At 69.3% G+C, this 629-nt stretch carries 1 protein-coding gene and 2 pseudogenes; 2 read left to right on the top strand and 1 reads right to left on the bottom strand.

Translation table 11 applies throughout. The annotated features are described in order from the left end of the window. The coding region (locus A5691_RS25395; RefSeq protein WP_156669951.1) for a transporter substrate-binding domain-containing protein at positions 1 to 200 on the top strand (200 nt) is incomplete at its 5' end. Beyond that, a pseudogene (locus tag A5691_RS27670) lies at positions 200 to 454 on the top strand (serine/threonine protein kinase); the annotation flags it as partial. The gene A5691_RS25395 and the pseudogene A5691_RS27670, both read left to right, overlap by 1 nt. Here the strand turns inward: A5691_RS27670 and A5691_RS27665 are convergent. Next, positions 439 to 629, bottom strand: a pseudogene (locus A5691_RS27665) (transporter substrate-binding domain-containing protein); the annotation flags it as partial. The pseudogenes A5691_RS27670 and A5691_RS27665 overlap by 16 nt on opposite strands.

The following is a 629-nucleotide window of genomic DNA, read 5'->3' as shown; positions in this document are numbered from 1 at the left end:
ACCTGCACATCGTCGGACCCAACATGGCCACCCAGCCCTACGGCATCGGGGTCAACCTGACCAACACCGGGCTGGTCCGGTTCGTCAACGGCACCCTGGAGCGGATCCGCCGCGACGGCACGTGGAACACGTTGTACCGCAAGTGGTTGACGGTGCTGGGGCCCGCGCCCGCGCCACCGACGCCGAGGTATCTGGACTGATGGCCGAGTCGGAGAAGATCGAGCAGCCGGAAACCGGCGCCGACGAAAGCCCGGGCACCCAACCGCCGGACACGCAGGGCGGCGGCCCGACCACGGGGCGCATCCAGGCCACCCAGGCGCTGTTCCGACCCGACTTCGACGATGACGACGACGACTTTCCGCACATCTCGCTGGGCACCCTGGACAGCGATCCGCAAGACCGGGTGACGGTGGGGACGCGGGTGCTGCCACCGGTCCGCCACCTCGGCGTCGGTGGCGCGGGCGCGGGCCCCAGCACCGTCAACCACTTGCGGTACAACGTGTTCCACGTGCCGTCGCGGCGGATCCGCTCCAGGGTGCCGTTGACGAACCGGACCAGCCCGGTGTTGGTCAGGTTGACCCCGATGCCGTAGGGCTGGGTGGCCATGTTGGGTCCGACGATGTGCAGGT

This window comes from Mycobacterium sp. E183, assembly GCF_001667735.1.
Classification (GTDB): domain Bacteria; phylum Actinomycetota; class Actinomycetes; order Mycobacteriales; family Mycobacteriaceae; genus Mycobacterium.
This window is presented reverse-complemented; position numbering and strand designations above follow the sequence as displayed.